The organism is Streptomyces sp. CBMA29 (genome assembly GCF_014596445.1).
GTDB lineage: Bacteria > Actinomycetota > Actinomycetes > Streptomycetales > Streptomycetaceae > Actinacidiphila.
The window spans coordinates 1-14843 of record NZ_MECL01000183.1 but is presented as its reverse complement, the minus strand read 5'-3'; the positions used below and the strand labels follow the sequence as shown (position 1 = coordinate 14843).

The window sequence follows — 14843 nt, the reverse complement described above, 5'->3', positions numbered from 1 at the left end:
GCCCGCGCAGTAGTCGGGGCGCGGGGCCGCCTGCCGCGCGCCGCCGTACCGGTGCAGGAGGTGGGCAGGGCCGACCGTCCTGATCATCCGCAGGACCGGAGAGGTACGGGCCCGTACGGCGACCGACTGCCAGTCGTCGGTGGCGATGTGACCGAGCGTCAGGTGACGCGGGGCGGGCCTGCGGTCGACGACCCGCTGATTGCAGCAGGCGACCACCGTGCCGTCGGCGGCCACCACCGGCCAGGCGGCCATCGAGCAGGGCAGCGCCCGCTCGGGGTCGGGCGCCGTGGTACAGGGAAGCGCGGTGCTACGAAGTGCGGTACGGGGAAGCGCGGTACCGGGCAGTGCGGTGTTCGCGGCGGCCCAGGACGCGGCGCGTCCCACCCGGCGCAGGGAGTTGACGAGCATCGGGACGCGGTCGCCGAAGGTGCGGCGGATATCGGTGGTCACGTCCGCGAGGTACGGGTCGTCGGGGCCGGCGCCGACCAGGTGGAAGCTGGTGGCCACTCCGGCGTCCAGCACCCGCCGGATCAGCGCGAAGACGGACCGGCGGTCGACCTCGCGCTCATGGAAGGCGTCGAGGCTCACCGAGAAGTGGTCGACGGAGGTGACCGCCCGCCAGATCCGCTCGGGAACAGCCGCGGGAACAGCCGCGGGAACGGACAGCGGGTCGGCGCCGGAGTCCAGGCGTCCCACGGCGTGGTCCGCCCGGCCGACGAAGAAGGCGCCGGTCAGCAGCGCCGTTCTGGTGCCCGCCGCGCGCGCAGTCGCGGCGAGGTCGGTGACCAACTCGGGCCGCAGCAAGGGCTCGCCGCCGGTCATCATCAGCACCGAAGGGTGCTCGGCCGGGGTGAAGGTGGAGACGAAGGCGCGCAGCCGGTCCGCGTCCGGCTCGTCCGCGGCCATCGTGGCGGCGGTCGAGCAGTGCGCGCAGTGCAGGGGGCAGCGGCCGGTGACGGTCAGGAGCAGGCCCGCGCCGGGTTCGGGGCGCAGCGTCATGAGTTCGGCGAGTTCCATCGCGTGCTCCCTTCCTCGTCCACCGAAGTGTCGGCGGGGCCGGTTCGAGGTCGGGGTCATGGACGGTTGGGAAACGGTAAATCCGCAGCTCACCGGCGCGCGCGGTGCCGTGCTCCGTCGCGTGTGCCTCCGCCGGAGGCCCCTCAGGCGGTGGCCCGGGGGAGCGGCCGCATCCCCAGGAGGGATTGTTCACGCGCGTAGACTCTTGTCAGGCGCGGGAGTTCGTACCGCGCGGCGTGCGCGGTGACCTCGCTGTCCGGGGCGAGCAGCGCGCCCGCGTCGAGCAGGGACTCCAGTCGGCGCAGCGCGTCGTCCTGGCCGCAGGTGAGGGCCGCCGCGGCCTGCCGCAGCGTGAAGGGCCCCTCCGGCAGGTGGCCCAGCAGGCACAGCGTGGTCCGGTCCGCCGACGACAGATCCCGCCACCCGCTCGCCAGCCGTGGCCGTACATCCGTGTCGCCCGCCACCAACTCGTCCAGTACGGTCCTGCCGTCGGCCAGCCGCGCCGCGTATTCGCCGAGCGGCAGATGGCGTCGTACCGCGAGCTTCAGACCGCTGACCCGGACCGCGAGCGGCAGCATCCCGGTCGCGGTGACGATCCGCCGCGCCGCCTCCGGACAGGCGTGCAGCCGCTCGTGGCCCACGATCCGGCCGAGCAGTTCGAGGCCCTCGCCGAGGTCGAAGGGCGCCAGTTCCAGCCGGTGGGCGGAGACCAGACCGGCCAACTGCGTCCGGGCCGTGACCAATACGGCGCTGCCGCCGGAGTCCGGCACCAGCGGCCGTACGGACGCCTCGTCGGCCGCGTCGTCCAGCACCAGCAGGATGCGGCGCGGCCCGAGCCAGTCGCGCCACGCGGCGGCGGCCTCCTCGGCGTCCTCCGACCCGTCGTCGACGGCCGCCGCCCGCTGTTCGGGGAGGTCCGCGATCCGGGCCAGCTCGGCGACCACCGAGGCGGCCGTGCGCGGACGCCCGGCCGCGTCGCGCATCCGGATCAGCACGCGGCCGTCGGGGAACTCCGCGGCGAGCCGGTGAGCGGTGTGCACCGCGAGCGCGGTCTTGCCGGTGCCGACGGGCCCGGTGACGACCGCCAGATGCCGGTCACTGCCCAACAGTCCGAGCAGGAACCGCAGTTGGCGTTCGCGGCCGGTGAAGTCGGCCAGGTCCTGGGGGAGCAGGGCGCCGAGGACTCCGCAGGAGCGCCGCGCCGCGGCCCGCGCGCCGGACTGGGCGAAGGGGCCGCCGGGCTCCTGCGGGCCGCCGTCGAGCATCGAGCGGTACAGGGTCTCCAGCGCGGGGCTCGGCTGGAGCCCGTACTCGACGGCGAGCAGCCGGCGCAGCCCCTCGTACGCCGCCAGAGCCTCCGTCTGCCGCCCCTGGTCGAACAGCGCGTTCATCTGGACGGCCCTGAGCCGTTCGCGCTCGGGGTGACGCTCCACCAGATCGGCCACGGTGTCGGCGACTTCGGTGGCCCGGCCCAGCCGCAACTCGGCCTCGGCCCAGTCCTCGTAGACCTGGAGGTAGCGGCTGTCGAGCCGCTCCGCCTCGGATCTGACGGTGGGTGAGAATCTCAGGTCGTGCAGCGGCGGCCCCTGCCGCAGTCCCATCGCCTCGCGCAGCATCCGGGACGCCGGGCCGAACGCGCCCTGTCCGGCGGCCTCGCGGGCGGATCTGGCCAGGCCCTGGAAGCGCAGGGCGTCCAACTCGTCGTCGCGCACCCGCAGCAGGTAGCCGCCCGGCTGGTGCTCGAGCCGGTCGCCCGCTCCGGCGCGGTCGAGCAGTTTGCGCAGCGCGGAGACGTACACCTGGATGTTCTTGCGCGCGGTGCGCGGCGGATTGCCGTCCCACAAGGTGTCCGTCAACAAGTCCAGCGAGACCGGGGTGTTGGGGCGGCACAGCAGCATGGCCAGGAGCAGCCGCTGTTTGAGCGGGCCGAGCGGGAAGGGGCCTTCGGCCGTGCCGACGGACAGCGGGCCGAGGACGGAGAGCCGCAGACTGACGTGCGCTGGTTCGGCCATATCCGGTTTCACCTTTCCCGCCCGCTGACCCGGGGAGGGGATCGTGAGCTGAGATGAATGACATCAGGCAGACGACTTATATCAGATGATGTGCCTGTGGCGAACCGGCAATGCGGGGACTGCTGGTGAGAGTTCGGGCCAACCCCGGATCACCTGGGACGATACCGCGCTTATACCGCGGCTTCACCGGTTCCGAAACGGCCGGTCCTAGCTTCTGAGGTGTTCCCACCACCTGCTCGTACCCCGCCCAGAAGAGGAGACGATCATGGCTGATTCCGTCGAGCCCACCAACGAGGACATCGCGGAGACCCCCGAGAACGAGGTCGAGGCGCACGCCGAATCCCCCCTGGACCTCCAGGAGATGGGCGTGAGCAAGCCCGACCAGGGCGAGGGCGTGCTGGGCGGCCTCCAGGCCCCCGGCAGCACGGTCAGCCTGGCCGCCTGCGCCTGACCGACCCTGGGTGGGTGGCGCGTCCTGCGTGGGCGCGCCACCCACTCGTCTTTCGTGCTCGCGTTGTCCTCAGGGGCCGCCCTTCCGACACCTCAGAACCGACAGGAGACGTCCATGAGTGATTCCGCCGAATCCGCTGCCGAGGAGAACACGCCCGAAGGCGCGGTCGCCGCCGACGACGAGGGCGGATTCGAGGTGGAGGCGCACGCCGAAACCCCTTTGAGCCTCCAGGAGATGGACCCCACGACGTCGTTGATCAGCAGCCCCATCGCGTCGATAAGCGCGACCAGCGTCGTCGTCTGCTGCTGAGCCGCCGTCCCCTCGCGTCCCACATCGGAGAGGCCCATGATCCCCTTCCCGTTCGTCGTGGCGGACAGAGAGTTCTACGCGCCGCTGGAGACCACCCGTGACCGGGGTGAGATCTACCGACCCGGGCCGGTGCCGGACGGGTGGACCGAGACCCCGTCGGGGATCTGGACCATGTGGCACCGGGGCAAGCAGCTCCGCGGTGTCGAGGACGGCTGGAAGGTGCACGTGTCCGCGCGGCCCGACCGCCTGCCGTACGTCCTCGACACCGTCGCGGCCGTCTGCTTCGAGCGGGACGTCGCCTTCAAACACCTCGCCGGCAGGCTCTTCTACTGGTGGACCCACCACAAGCAGGCCGCCAGGCAGCAGAGCGGGAAATTCATCGCCGCGTACCCCACCAGCGTCGCCGCGGCCCGTGACCTCATGGAACGGCTGCGCACCGAACTGGCCGACGAGGAAGGCCCGTTCATCCTCACCGACAGGCGGTACCGGGACTCGCGCACGGTCCACTACCGCTACGGGGCCTTCGCCCCGCGCGAGCGCGTCAACGCCGACGGCACCCACACCCTGCTCGTCCGCGGCGCCGACGGCGAGTTGGAGGAGGACCGCAGAGGATTCTCCTTCTACCTCCCGGCGGGCATGTCCGACCCCTTCATCCAGACGCGCCCGGCGGCGAAACCCCCGGCCGAGCCCGCCGCGGATCCCGTGCACGAGCCCGCCGCCGGCGTAGCCGAACCGATCGTCTTCCATGGATTCGCCTTCGAAGACGCGCTCCAGTTCACCAACTCCGGCGGCGCGTACCTGGGACGGGAGACGGCCACCGGTCGCAAGGTCTTCATCAAGGAAGCGCGCGCGCACACCGGGGTGGCGATGGGCGACACCACGGCCCCCGACCAACTCCGCCGCGAATGGGAGACGTTGACCGCACTCCACGATGCGGTGCCCGGCCTCGCCCCGGAGCCGCTGGCCTACTTCCGCGAGTGGGAGCACGACTTCCTCGTCACCGAGTTCATCGAGGGCACGACGCTCCAGCGCTGGATGGTAGCCAATCAGGTCATGCTCGGCGTCGACCGCGGACCCGAAGCGGCCGGGGACTACTACGGCCGGTGCGAGAAGCTGTTCGCGGAGATCGAGAGCACGCTGCACCGGTTGCACACGGCCGGCTACCTCTTCGTCGACGTCAGCCCCGGCAATGTGATGGTCACCGAGGACGACGGCATCAGACTGGTCGATTTCGAGGCCGCCCAGCGCCTGGACAGCGACGACGCTCCGGTGATGGGAACGCCCGGCTATACCCCGCCCGCCGAACTCGTCGGCGACGACCCGCTGATCCACGACACGTACGGCCTGGCCGGTCTCGCCCTGCTGCTCATCGGACCCTTCCACCAGGTGGCGCAGCGCAATCCCGACACCCTCGCGCACCTGCGCCGCGAACTGCTGGAGCGGGCGCCGCTGCCGGAGCCGCTGTGGCAGCGGGCCGTCAGGTATCACCGGCCGCGGGCCGCGGCCGACGGCGTCACCCCCATCCCGACGCCCGAGGAAGTCGCCGCGGACCCGCTGCGGCACCTGGCCGACCTGCGCGACCGTACCGCCGACGCCATGGTGGCCATGGCCGATCCTGCCCACCCCGACCGGGTGTTCCCCACCATCGCCGAGGGCTACCAGAGCAACACCCAGTGCCTGGCCTTCGGCACCGCGGGCGTCGTGCACGCCCTGACCCGGGCGGGCCGCGCACTGCCGGAAGGGGTGCTGGAGCGACTGCGGCACGACGCGCTCGGCGGCGTCGGAAAACTGCCCCCCGGGCTGTACGCGGGCACCGCGGGCATCGCCTGGGTGCTGGCCGACCACGGGATGCTGGACGAGGCGAGGGATCTGCTCACCGCCGCCGACCACCACCCCATCATCGCCTCCGGAGCGTCGGCGACCCTCTACGGCGGCACCTCGGGTGTCGCGCTCACTCACCTGGCGATGTACGGCCACACCCGCGACGAGCACCACATCGACCGGGCCCTGGAGCTGACGGCGGCGCTGCCGGCCGACGCCGATCTCACCCCGGTCCTCGGCGCCAACGACGCCACCGGCCTCGTGCACGGCCGCACCGGGATCGCGCTGCTGCTCCAGCAGCTCGCCGCCGTGACCGGCGCGGACGAGCAACTCGCGCGCGGCGTACGGCTGTTGCACGCCGAACTGGACCGGGCCACAGAGCCGGACTCGCCAGGTCTCGCCTTTCCCATCTCGGCCACCGACAACCGCAGCCTGCCCTACCTCTACTGCGGTTCCGCCTCGATGGCGCACACCGTCACCCGGTATACGCGGTCAGTGGACGACGAACGGCTCGCCGACGCGCTGCCCCGGCTGCTGACCTCCACGCGCACCACCTACACCGTGATGTCGGGGCTGTGGCAGGGACTGTCCGGGCTCGGCTTCGGTCTCGCGGAGTACGGGCGGCTGACCGGTGACGGCCAGGGCCGGGACGACGCGATCCGTGCGGCGTGCGGGCTCTTCAAATTCGCGGTGCCGCACGAGACCGGTATCCGTTTCCTCGGCGACCAGCTCATGCGGTTCAGCGCCGATCTGTGGAGCGGTTCGGCCGGGGTACTGCTGTTCCTGTCGCAACTCCTCGCCCCCGCGCCCGACCCGTTGTTCACCGTGGACGCACTCGCCGGCGCGTACTCCCGTTCTGTCGCGGCCCGTTGAGGTGAACTGATGAGCCACCAGGAAATCGCCGAGCCGGCGCAGGCGCCCGAGAGCGCCGGTCCGGGGGACCCGGGCAACGCCGTCGGACGTGACGTCAGTCTCTACTGGTGCGGGCAGACGGCCTCCGCCTTCGGCTCGACCTTCACCGCCATCGCGCTGCCCGTCGTGGCCGTCGTGCACCTCCACGCCTCGCCGGGCGCCATCGGCCTGATCAGCGCCGCCACGACCGCGCCGATCCTGCTGCTCGGCTTCCCCGCGGGCGCGCTCGCCGACCGCATCGCCCGTCCCCGCCGCACACTCGTCCTGCTGGACCTGATCTGCGCGGCGGCCATCGGCGTGGTCGCGCTCGGCCTGGCCGTCGGCGCCATCTCGCTGCTGTGGCTCGGCCTGCTCTGCGTGATCATGGGCGCCTCCTCCACCCTGTCCGCGGCCGTCTACTTCCTGCACCTGCGCCAACTCGTCGGCCCCGAAGGCATCGGCGGTGCGCGCGCCAGACTCCAGGCAGGACAGTACGGCGCCGCGCTCGTCGGGCGCCTGCTGGCCGGTCCCGCCATCGCGGTGCTGGGCGCCGCCGCCGCGCTGTCGGTCGACGTGGCGAGCTATCTGCTCAGCGCGACCGCGCTGATGACGATGCGCTCACCCGACGTCGTGCCCCGCGGGCCCGCACCGTCGGTCCTCACCATGATGCGCGGCGCCATGGCGGGCATGCGGGTCTTCACCGGTGACGCCTTCCACCGCGCGCTGGGCCTGTTCATCGTGGTGCCCGCCGCGACGATGGCGGGCGTGACCGCCCTCACCGGCCCGTTCCTGCTGCGGGTGATCCATCTGCCGACCGCCGCCTACGGTTCCCTGTTCGCGCTCTCGGGGCTGATGGGCCTGGGCGGTTCCGCCGTGGCCGCACGGCTGCTCGCCCCGGGCCGCGACCCCCGGCGGGTGATGCTGATGGCCTTCACCGGCGCGGTGGTGTGCAGCCTGCTGCTGCCGCTGGCGGCGGGACCGCTGCCGCTGGCCGCCTTCTGCGCCGCGATGGGCATCGGGCTGCCGGTCTTCTTCGGTGCCGTCGCCAATGTGGCCGTGAGTTCCGTGCTCGTCGCCGACATGTCGGAGGACACCCTCGGCCGCGCGATGGCCGCGCTCCAGGTGTGCCTCGCGGGGGCTGGCCTGATCGGGGCGCTGGGGTGCGGTGTGCTCGGTGACCTGGTCGGGGTACGCGGCGCGCTGTGGGTCATGGGGCTGACCGCCCTCGGCTGCGTGGCGCTGAGTCTGCCGTCCGCGCTGCGCGCCGCGCGGCGGTCCCATGACGCGGCGCGGCCGTCACCGGCCTCCGTTTGACCCAAGGCCCCCGCCGCCGTCCGGCGGCGGAACACCGGAAATCCGATGGACGAGAGACGAGGAAACACCCATGAACGAGGTGCTCAGGCTCCAGACGCTGGGGAGCGAGAAGGACCAGGGCAAGGCGAATCTCCAGCCGGTCAGCGTGGCCGGGAGCACGCTCAGCGTGATCTGCGGATGGGACTGCGTCTGGGGCAGTTCACTGCGCATCGCGCAGGAGCCGCAGGGCCTCGGCCTGCTGAATCCCGCCTGACCGACCCGCCTGACCGACCCGGCCGACCAGCCTGACTGACCGGCCGACCCGCACGACTGACCCGCCCGACCTGCCCGACCTGCCTGGTCGGGCGCCAACTCCCTTGCCCCGTAAGCCGATCGGCGGCGGTGTCCGGCACGACGGACACCGCCGCCGCCGCATGGGCGCACGCAAGCGGACCATTCCGGCGGCTGTGTGTACCAGCTAGGATGAAGCCGGACACGGGATGAACCCATACCGGCTGGACCGACGCGGGGGAGGCGGGACATGGGCGAGGACGAGCCGAGGCCCCCCTCCGCGTCGACGCTGGCCGACAAGATCGACGCGCTGTTCCGGGTCGTCCGACGGCCCAACCGTGAGCCGTACAGCCATGAAGAGGTCGCCCGCGCCTGCCGCGAGGCCACCGGTGAAAGCTTCTCCGCGACCTACCTGTGGCAGTTGCGCACGGGCCGTCGCGACAATCCCACCAAGCGCCACCTCGAAGCCCTGGCACAGTTCTTCGACGTGCCGGTCGGATACTTCTTCGACGACGAGCAGGGCGCCGCCATCGCCAAGGAGCTGGAGCTGCTCGGCGCGCTGCGCGACGCGGGCGTCCGCAGCATGGCCCTGCGCGCGGTCAACCTTTCCCCTGAGGGCGCGGCCACGATCAGCGACATGATCGATGTGCTCGCCCGCAGGGAACGTGGCTCACCCAGCCGCGAACCCTGACAGCGCCTGAAGTGCACGCAGCGCTTGACGTGCACGAACTCTTCGGTGTGATCTCGCGGTTCCACCCGGCGGACAAGGGGACAGCGTGTGAGACGTGTGCGACGTGACCGGAGCCGAGCTCTGTGGCACAGATGTCAGCGGACGGTCGATGGGCTCGACCTGCCCAACCCGTTCGACGCGACGGTCTTCATCGGGATGCTCGCGGTCGCCCGCGGCCGTCCGATCGAACTCGTGCCCGTCTCCTCCCGACCCCACACACCGTGCGGCCTGCTGGTGACTACCGACCATGGCGACTGCATCCTCTACGCCGCCGACACCAGCGCGCTGCACCAGCAGCACATCCTGCTGCACGAGGCGGCCCACCTGGTCTGCGGCCACCACGAGACCGCGCCCGCGGCGTCGGCCGCCGCCCAGGTCCTGTTACCGCACTTATCGTCGTCCCTGGTCCAGCGGGTACTCGGTCGCAGCGTGTACACCGAACCGCAGGAACTGGAAGCCGAGTTGGTCGCCTCGCTGATCCTGACCCGTACCGCCCGCCCGTTGGGGAACACGGTCGCCGTGCCGCCGCCGCATCCGCAACGAACGCGTCTGGACAGGTTGTTCGGCATGCCGGAGGACCGCGCGTCGGGCCGCCGTGATGGCTGATCTGTGGTCGTTCACCGCCGCCGCGTTCTTCCTCGTCTTCGGTGTCCACCGGCTGGTGATCACCCGCCGGGCGTGGTCCGATTCCGCGCAGCGTTACGTCTACGGCTTCGCGCTGTGCCTGGGCTCGGGCATGTTGTTCAACACCCCCACCCTCACGAGGGCGTTGTCCGCCAACACGACATTCGACAACCTGGTCAACCTGGGCATCCACGACCTGAAGATGGTCGGATTCGCCTTCCTCGTCCTGGTGGCGTACGCGCTCAAGTCCCCGGCGGCGGCGCCGCGTGCGGTGCGCCTTCATATGTGGGCGGCCGGTGCGATACTGGCCGTCTCCACCGCGCTCTACCTGGTGGCCGACCCCGACATCGCGGGCGACGTGCTGACCGTCTCGTCCGGCCACCGGTGGGCCCTGGCGTCGTACAACGCGCTCTTCGCCCTCTACGGTTCGCTGTGTCTGGCCGTCCTGGCCAGGGAACTCGCCGACCACGTCGGCCGGACCGCCCCCGGGCTGCTGCGTACGGGACTGCGGCTGATGCTGCTCGCCGCCGCGGTGGGCGCGGTGTGGACGCTGTGGGCGCTGGACGACGTCATCGCGGATCTGCGCGACGGCAGCCAAGGTGTGGCCGAGGACGTGGTCTCCTCCATGCTCGGCGCGGTCACCGCGGCGCTCGCCACCGGAGGGGCCACCACCACGCTGTGGGTCGGCGCGCTCGGCGCCCCCATGCGGTGGCTGCGCGCCTACCGCAGCCACCGGGCGCTGGAGCCGCTGTGGTCGGCGCTGCACAGCGAACTGCCCGAGATCGCTCTCGACCCATCGGCCGCCGACCGCCGACCGGGCCTGCGGCGGGCCGAATTCGCCCTCTACCGCAGGGTGATCGAGATCCGCGACGGCCATCTCGCGCTGCGTCCGTACTTCGAGTCCGGCGTCACGGCCTGGACCGACGGGCGCGAGGGATACGACGGAAGCGAGGGGACCGACGGCGGCGACGCGATCGACTGGGCCGACGAACGCGGCCGTGACCGCCAGGCCGTCCTCGAAGCGGCCACGATCGCGGCGGCGTTGGAGAACAAACGCGCCGGGCGCCTCGGCGAAGGCACCGCCGCTGAGCGGTCCGCGCCCCCCGGCCACACCCCGCCCACGGTCCCCGGCACGGTGGAGGCCGAGGCCGCCTGGCTGCTGGAGGTGACGGCCGCCTTCACCTCGTCCCCCACGGTCGCCGCCGTACGCCACCGCACCCGTACGACCGCCGAAGCCCATACGGCCGGGGCCCGTGAGTCCGAAGCCCGCATGCCCGAAGCCCGCATGCCCGAAGCCCGCATGCCCGAAGCCCGCAACGGCTGAGCCGCCCTCAGACGTCCTGCCCTGCGACCCCGTCGGCGTCCTCCGACAGCTCGAACCACACCGTCTTGCCCTCCGACTCCGGCCGTACGCTCCACTGCTCGGACAGGATGTCGAGCAGGACGAGGCCGCGGCCCGAGGACGCCATCTCGCCCGGGGTGCGCTGGTGGGGCAGTTCGTCACCGCTGTCGGAGACCTCGACGCGCAGCGTGCGGCAGCCGGGCTCGCCCGAGATCGAGGCCATCAGGGCCGCCGTCTGGTCGGTGTGCACCAGCACATTGCCCAGCAGTTCCGACGCGAGGAGCACGGCGGTGTCCACCTGGTCGGGCTGCGCCCAGTCGTGCAGCAGCGCCCGCAGCTCGGAGCGCGCCTCGGCCAGGCCCTCGGCCTCGTCCTGCTCGATCGTGGTCAGGATGCGCCGAACGGGTCGCACGGGGCGCTGGACGCCGGTGTCGCGGCGCAGCATGAGCAGAGCGATGTCGTCCTCGTTGCGCGGGCTCAGCCGCTCCTCGCCGTTCTCGGTCACCGGGCCGACCACGCTCTGGATCAGCCGGTCGGCCATCCCCTCCAGGTCGGAGGTCGGGCCGGGCGACATCGCGTCCCGTACCCGGTTCCAGCCGGTGTACATGTCGTGCCCGCCGGTCTCGATGAGCCCGTCCGTGCAGAGCATCATGATCTCCCCGGCCTGAAGCTCCAGTACGTTGACCGGGTAGTCGTCCTCGTCCGGCATCAGACCGAGCGGCAGCCCGCCCCTGATGTGCTTGATCATGCAGGTGCCGTCCGGCATGCGCAGCACGGGGTGCGGATGTCCGGCCCGCGCCACGTGCAGCGTGCCCGCCGCCGGGTCCGCCTCGATGTAGATGCAGGTCGCGAATCTGTCCCCGTCAAGCGAGGTCAGGAAGCGCGACGTCCGCGACAGCACCGCGTCCGGACCGTGCCCCTCGGCCGCGTACGCGTGCACGGCGGTCCGCAGCTGGGCCATCAGGCTCGCCGCGTGCAGGTCGTGGCCCTGCACGTCGCCGATGACCAGCGCCAGACGGCCCGAGGGCAGGTCGATGATGTCGTACCAGTCGCCGCCCACCACCAGCCCGCCGCCGGTCGGCACGTACCGCGAGGTCACGGTCATCCCGCGGTACACCGACGCGCCCCGTCCCATGCTGCTGCGCAGCCCGCGCGACAGCGCGAGCTCCGCCTCGCCGGTGTGCGTCCGCTCCAGGGCGCGGGAGATCAGCCGGGCGAGTGTGACCAGCGTGCTCCGCGTGTCGCTGTCGAAGTCGACGTCGTCCAGGAACGCCACCAGCCACACCCCGGTGATCCGGCCCGTGCTCACCAGCGGCAGGAACGCCCACGACCTGCTGCCCTTGCGGGCCGCGAGCCGCCACGTCGTCGGAAAGCGGTCGCGGTACTCCTCGACCGTCGGCAGGTACACCGGGCGGCCGGTGCGCAGCACCTCCGCCGCCGGATAGTCGGTGGTGATCGTCATCCGGACGGTCCGGCTGCCGCCGGTCCGGTACCCGTACCGCCCGATCAGGTTCAGCGACCGCTCGGTGACGCCGAACAGGGCCGTGCCGTCCAGCGGGAACTCCGGCGAGGTGAGCGACGCCAGCGCCATGAAGACCTCGTCCACGGAGGTCGCCTCGGCCAGGGCGCGGCCCGCCTCGAGCAACCGCACATCACGGTGCCTGACCGCGTCGGAGGGGGTGCGGCCGGCGCCGTCCCGCTCACCGTCCTCGCCCGGCGCGGGCCTGCGGGTCCTCTCGTGCGGGCCGGTCTCGTTCAGGGCATCGATCTGACGCAGTTCGGCGGCCCGCTCGGCGGCGCGCCCCGCCGTCCGGTCGTCCGCCGGGGGTCCCTCGTCACGATCGTTCATCCACGGCCCCTTCGACTCATCCGCCGTCCCGTCGTTTCGTCGTTTCGTCGTTTCGTCGTTTCGTCCGCTTGTCGTCCGTACCATGCTCCGTCGAGTCGGCCGTCCGTGCAGCGCGGTGTACGCCGCGACCGGCCGTCCGGCTGGCGGGCCCGCTCGCGGCGTACTAAGACAGGAGGTGTGCCGGACCGCGTTCACGGGGCAGGGGAGCAGACGGACGCGAAGACCTGAGAAGGGACGGATGTCGTGGCACGACCCAGGATTCTCGTGGTGGGCGCCGGTTTCGCAGGAGTGGCGTGCGTACGCCGCCTGGAGCGGTCACTCGCCGCCGACGAGGCGGACGTCTCACTGGTCACACCGTTCTCGTACCAGCTCTACCTGCCGTTGCTCCCCCAGGTGGCCTCCGGGGTACTGACCCCGCAGTCCATCGCGGTGTCGCTGCGCCGCAGCAGCAGGCACCGCACCCGGATCATCCCCGGCGGGGCCGTGGGCGTGGACGCCAAGGCCAAGGTCTGCGTGATCCGCAAGATCACGGGCGAGATCCTGAACGAGCCGTACGACCACATCGTGCTGGCGCCCGGCAGCGTCACCCGCACCTTCGACATCCCCGGCCTGCTGGACAGCGCGCGCGGCATGAAGACGCTCGCCGAGGCCGCGTACATCCGCGACCACGTCATCGCGCAGCTCGACCTCGCGGACGCCAGCCAGGACGAGGCCGAGCGGGCCTCCCGGCTCCAGTTCGTGGTGGTCGGCGGCGGCTACGCGGGCACCGAGACCGCCGCCTGCCTCCAGCGGCTGACCAGCAACGCGGCCAAGCGCTACCCGCGTCTCGACCCGAAGCTGATCAAGTGGCACCTGATCGACATCGCCCCGAAACTGATGCCGGAACTGGGCGACAAGCTGGGCAGGAGCGCGCTGGAGATCCTCGGCGAGCGCGGCATCGAGGTCTCGCTCGGGGTGTCGATCGCGAAGGCGGGCCCCGAGGAGGTCACCTTCACCGACGGCCGGGTGCTGCCCTGCCGCACCCTGATCTGGACCGCGGGCGTCGCCGCGAGCCCGCTGGTCGCCACGCTCGACGCCGAGACGGTACGCGGCAGGCTCGCGGTCACCCCCGAGATGACCGTGCCGGGGCTCGACGGCGTCTTCGCGCTGGGCGACGCGGGAGCGCTGCCCGACGTCACGAAGGGCGAGGACGGCGCGATCTGCCCGCCCACCGCGCAGCACGCCATGCGGCAGGGCCGCACGATGGCCGACAACATCCTGGCCACCCTGCGCCACCAGCCGCTCAAGCCGTACGCGCACAAGGACCTCGGCCTGGTGGTCGACCTCGGGGGCAAGGACGCGGTCTCCAAGCCGCTCGGCATCGAACTGCGCGGCCTGCCCGCCCAGGCGGTCGCCCGCGGTTACCACTGGTCGGCGCTGCGCACCAACGTCGCCAAGACCCGCGTCATGACCAACTGGCTGCTCAACGCGGTAGCGGGCGACGACTTCGTCCGCACCAACTTCCAGTCCCGCAGCGCCGGCACCCTGCGCGACTTCGAGTACACCAACACGTATCTGACGCGTGAGGAGATCCTGGAGCACACCAGGGGGATGGTCGCGGGCGGCTGACGGCGGTGGCCGCCGGACGTTACGGTCGCCGTACACGTCGGGCCGTCGCATATGGCGGGCCGCCGGGTCCGCCGGGAGGACGGAGAGCGTGGGTACGGGTACGGGTACGGAGCCGGTTACCGGCACGGGCGTCGTGGACGAGGCGGTACGCGCCAGGCCCGCGTCGGCCCTGCGCGGCCTGGTCGGCTGGTACTCCGGCTACCGGCAGCGCGGCGTGCCACCGACCAGGCACCGGGGGCTGCCGTCCCCGTATCTGACGCTGATCCTCACGCTCGATGAACCGCTCACCGTCGCCGCCCACCCCGACCCGGCGGAACCGCCCGGCGACTTCTCGGCGCTCGTCGGCGGCCTGCACACCGCACCCGCGCTGATCAGCGTGCCCGGCCGTCAGTCCGGCGTGCAGATCGCCCTCGACCCGCTGGGCGCTCGCGTCCTGCTCGGGCTGCCCGCGGGCGCGCTGGCCGGAGCGGATCTCGCCGCGCAGGACGTGCTCGGACCGTCGGTCGCCGACGTCCTCGACCGGCTGCGGGCCGCCCCGGACTGGGCGGGCCGCTTCGCCGTCGTCGACGCCTGGCTGCTGGACCGGGCCCGCGCCGACCCGCGCG

General features: G+C 72.1%; 13 protein-coding genes. 10 read left to right on the top strand and 3 right to left on the bottom strand.

Annotation, left to right across the window (positions count from 1 at the left end; all coding sequences use genetic code 11):
* Both BGM09_RS24515 and BGM09_RS24510 read right to left on the bottom strand, forming a co-directional pair.
* Positions 1 to 1017: radical SAM protein (locus BGM09_RS24515; RefSeq protein WP_188283864.1), on the bottom strand; the 1017-nt coding region annotated here is incomplete at its 3' end.
* Between the two features lie 143 nt (positions 1018 to 1160).
* Positions 1161 to 3029, bottom strand: a complete 1869-nt coding sequence (locus BGM09_RS24510; protein ID WP_188283863.1) for a BTAD domain-containing putative transcriptional regulator — start codon at positions 3027 to 3029, stop codon at positions 1161 to 1163.
* A gap of 265 nt (positions 3030 to 3294) precedes the next feature.
* Here BGM09_RS24510 and BGM09_RS24505 point away from each other — a divergent pair, with 265 nt between their 5' ends.
* From BGM09_RS24505 to BGM09_RS24470, 8 genes are all read left to right on the top strand, one after another.
* On the top strand, positions 3295 to 3480 hold the full coding sequence (locus tag BGM09_RS24505; protein ID WP_188283862.1) for a hypothetical protein: 186 nt from the start codon (positions 3295 to 3297) through the stop codon (positions 3478 to 3480).
* Between the two features lie 114 nt (positions 3481 to 3594).
* Positions 3595 to 3789, top strand: coding sequence for a hypothetical protein (locus BGM09_RS24500; RefSeq protein WP_188283861.1), 195 nt, complete (start codon positions 3595 to 3597; stop codon positions 3787 to 3789).
* Between the two features lie 36 nt (positions 3790 to 3825).
* Positions 3826 to 6483: a class III lanthionine synthetase LanKC gene (gene lanKC, locus BGM09_RS24495; RefSeq protein WP_188283860.1), complete on the top strand. Its 2658-nt coding sequence runs from the start codon at positions 3826 to 3828 to the stop codon at positions 6481 to 6483.
* Between the two features lie 9 nt (positions 6484 to 6492).
* Positions 6493 to 7815, top strand: coding sequence for an MFS transporter (locus BGM09_RS24490; protein ID WP_188283859.1), 1323 nt, complete (start codon positions 6493 to 6495; stop codon positions 7813 to 7815).
* Positions 7816 to 7885: 70 nt separating this feature from the next.
* The gene (locus tag BGM09_RS24485; RefSeq protein WP_188283858.1) at positions 7886 to 8068 is read left to right on the top strand and encodes a class III lanthipeptide; all 183 of its coding nucleotides are present in this window, start codon (positions 7886 to 7888) and stop codon (positions 8066 to 8068) included.
* A gap of 267 nt (positions 8069 to 8335) precedes the next feature.
* The gene (locus BGM09_RS24480; protein ID WP_188283857.1) at positions 8336 to 8776 is read left to right on the top strand and encodes a helix-turn-helix domain-containing protein; all 441 of its coding nucleotides are present in this window, start codon (positions 8336 to 8338) and stop codon (positions 8774 to 8776) included.
* An 87-nt stretch (positions 8777 to 8863) separates the two neighbouring features.
* Positions 8864 to 9421 (top strand): ParH-like protein, encoded by a 558-nt coding sequence (locus BGM09_RS24475; protein ID WP_317452880.1) that lies wholly within the window; start codon positions 8864 to 8866, stop codon positions 9419 to 9421.
* A complete protein-coding gene (locus BGM09_RS24470; RefSeq protein WP_188283856.1) occupies positions 9414 to 10763 on the top strand; it encodes an MAB_1171c family putative transporter in 1350 nt (449 codons plus the stop codon). The genes BGM09_RS24475 and BGM09_RS24470 overlap by 8 nt, the downstream gene beginning before the upstream one ends.
* Positions 10764 to 10770: 7 nt before the next feature.
* Here BGM09_RS24470 and BGM09_RS24465 read toward each other — a convergent pair whose 3' ends face one another.
* Positions 10771 to 12630 (bottom strand): SpoIIE family protein phosphatase, encoded by a 1860-nt coding sequence (locus tag BGM09_RS24465; RefSeq protein ID WP_188283855.1) that lies wholly within the window; start codon positions 12628 to 12630, stop codon positions 10771 to 10773.
* 243 nt (positions 12631 to 12873) lie between these two features.
* Here BGM09_RS24465 and BGM09_RS24460 point away from each other — a divergent pair, with 243 nt between their 5' ends.
* Positions 12874 to 14238 (top strand): NAD(P)/FAD-dependent oxidoreductase, encoded by a 1365-nt coding sequence (locus BGM09_RS24460; protein WP_188283854.1) that lies wholly within the window; start codon positions 12874 to 12876, stop codon positions 14236 to 14238.
* An 88-nt stretch (positions 14239 to 14326) separates the two neighbouring features.
* Positions 14327 to 14843: DUF6597 domain-containing transcriptional factor (locus tag BGM09_RS24455; RefSeq protein ID WP_317452879.1), on the top strand; the 517-nt coding region annotated here is incomplete at its 3' end.

Excerpts from the sequence above, each read along its gene's own strand:
- BGM09_RS24485 (WP_188283858.1), top strand. The coding sequence starts at position 7,886 with ATGAACGAGGTGCTCAGGCTCCAGACGCTGGGGAGCGAGAAGGACCAG.
- BGM09_RS24500 (WP_188283861.1), top strand. The coding sequence starts at position 3,595 with ATGAGTGATTCCGCCGAATCCGCTGCCGAGGAGAACACGCCCGAAGGC.
- BGM09_RS24480 (WP_188283857.1), top strand. The coding sequence starts at position 8,336 with ATGGGCGAGGACGAGCCGAGGCCCCCCTCCGCGTCGACGCTGGCCGAC.
- BGM09_RS24510 (WP_188283863.1), bottom strand. The coding sequence starts at position 3,029 with ATGGCCGAACCAGCGCACGTCAGTCTGCGGCTCTCCGTCCTCGGCCCG.
- BGM09_RS24490 (WP_188283859.1), top strand. The coding sequence starts at position 6,493 with ATGAGCCACCAGGAAATCGCCGAGCCGGCGCAGGCGCCCGAGAGCGCC.
- BGM09_RS24465 (WP_188283855.1), bottom strand. The coding sequence starts at position 12,630 with ATGAACGATCGTGACGAGGGACCCCCGGCGGACGACCGGACGGCGGGG.
- lanKC (WP_188283860.1), top strand. The coding sequence starts at position 3,826 with ATGATCCCCTTCCCGTTCGTCGTGGCGGACAGAGAGTTCTACGCGCCG.
- BGM09_RS24505 (WP_188283862.1), top strand. The coding sequence starts at position 3,295 with ATGGCTGATTCCGTCGAGCCCACCAACGAGGACATCGCGGAGACCCCC.
- BGM09_RS24470 (WP_188283856.1), top strand. The coding sequence starts at position 9,414 with ATGGCTGATCTGTGGTCGTTCACCGCCGCCGCGTTCTTCCTCGTCTTC.